Origin of the sequence: Streptomyces sp. NPDC048484 (assembly GCF_040651415.1) — a bacterium.
In the GTDB taxonomy this organism is placed as follows: Bacteria; Actinomycetota; Actinomycetes; order Streptomycetales; family Streptomycetaceae; genus Streptomyces.
This window is the reverse complement of the sequence record NZ_JBEZJY010000138.1, coordinates 1-1734: the sequence shown is the minus strand read 5'-3', so window position 1 is coordinate 1734 and position 1734 is coordinate 1. Positions and strand designations below refer to the sequence as shown.

The 1734-nt window shown below is 68.7% G+C and carries 1 protein-coding gene; it reads right to left on the bottom strand.

What is annotated here, in order from left to right:
- Window positions 1-29: 29 nt before the first annotated feature.
- On the bottom strand, window positions 30-1313 hold the full coding sequence (locus tag AB0D14_RS44910) for an IS110 family transposase (protein ID WP_362791310.1): 1284 nt from the start codon (window positions 1311-1313) through the stop codon (window positions 30-32).
- Between the last annotated feature and the right edge of the window lie 421 nt (window positions 1314-1734).

Below are 1734 nucleotides of genomic sequence, written 5' to 3'. Positions count from 1 at the left end.
TCTGAGAGACATCTCTGGGTCCTAAGAAGTCAAGCCGCGGCCGTCAGTGGTGACGTGCGAGGGGAGGTGAAGGCACGGTGTTCGTCGAAGTGGAGCCGGTTCTGCAGGCAGTGGTAGAGCTGTCCGAGGAAGCGGTTGAGCAGGTTGCGTTGGGCGCCGGCGTGCCAGTCCCCGGCTTCGCGTCGGCGGCGGTAGTGGGCGTCGGCTCCCGGCGAGGCCCGCAGAGAGGAGAAGGTCCACAGGAATCCGGCGGAGACGAGCCGGTTGTTCTTGACGAAGCGGCGTCCCACGAAGCTCTTCTTGCCCGAGGCGCGGGTGATCGGGGCGGAGCCGGCGTAGGCCTTCAGCCCGCGGGCGTCGGTGAAGCGGCCCGAGTCGTCGCCGATCTCCGCCAGGATACGGGCGGCGAGCTGGACTCCCAGGCCGGGGAAGCTCAGGTATATCTCCGCGTCGGGGTGTTCGCGAAAGGCGGCTTCGACCGCCTCGGCCAGGTCGTCACCGGCCTGGCAGGCCGCTTCCAACTGCCTGAGCAGTGCGGACAGTTGCAGTCCGAAGGCGTCTTCGACAGCCGGGGGCTGATGGGCCCAGGGGGTCCGGAGGATGTCGCGCAGGCGCGTCGCTTCGGCGTCGAGGCCGCGCTGGCGGCCGGAGCGTTTGAGTGCGGAGCGCAGTTGGGCCAGCGACAGCCGGGCCGCCCGGGTCGGGGTCGGCGCCATGGCCAGGACGGTGCGGGCGTCGGGGCGGGTCAGACCGCCTTGCTTGTGCTGGAAGGCGGCCAGGGCGGCGGGGTAGTACTCACGCAGCAGCGAGCGGACCTGGTTAGAGATCTGCTGCCGGCTCCAGGCCGCGTCCTGCTGGGCGCGGGCCAGCACGGTGACCGCTTTGGCCTGGTCGGAGTCGGCGGGCAGGGGCCGGTGCATCGCCATGTCGGTGCGCAGGATGTGTGCCAGCACCAAGGCGTCCCCGGGGTCGGACTTCTTGCGCGAGACGCCGTGGCGGTCCCGGTAGCGGGCCGCGGCGAGGGGGTTGATCGCGTAGACCGGGCGGGTTCCGGTCCGCAGGGCCGCGACAAGCAGGCCGTGGCTGGTCTCGATGGCTACGGGGACCGGGTCCTCGGCAGTGTCGCCGTACTCGGCGAGCAGGTCCATCAGCAGCCGGTAGCCAGCCGCGTCGTCGCCGATCCGGCGCTTTGCCAGCAGCTGCCCGTCATCGTCGACCAGGGCCACGTCGTGATGGTTCTCGGCCCAGTCGATGCCGCAGTACACAGTCAAACCGTTCTCCTTGCTTCGTGCTTTCGTGCAGGTCACGAGCACATGCGGGTCACGCGGCGCCCTAATCCCAGGACTCGGCGGTCCACCATCTCTGTAGCCGTTCGCGACACCAGCGCACCCCAGGGACCCCGGTCTGCGCGAGAGCTCGACGGCTCGCGGAGATTCGACAAGGGGTTGACCTGGAGCGGGCTCGCACCACCACGACAACGAACCAGATTCAGTGGTGGGTTCCGCGGCGGCCCGAAGACACCGGGACACACCGCTCTCTCAGAAGGCCTCACGGACCAGGGCGTTTCCAGGTATCCGCCCAGTGCCCACCTGACCACCGCAAAACCCACCAGCGTGACGGCACCGCTCTTTCTGAAGGCCTCACAGGGCCAGGAAGTACATAGGCGTCCGTCACTCCGACAGCTCAGGAGCCCCATCCGGGACTTCCTGAAACCGCCTTCACAAAGGATTAGGG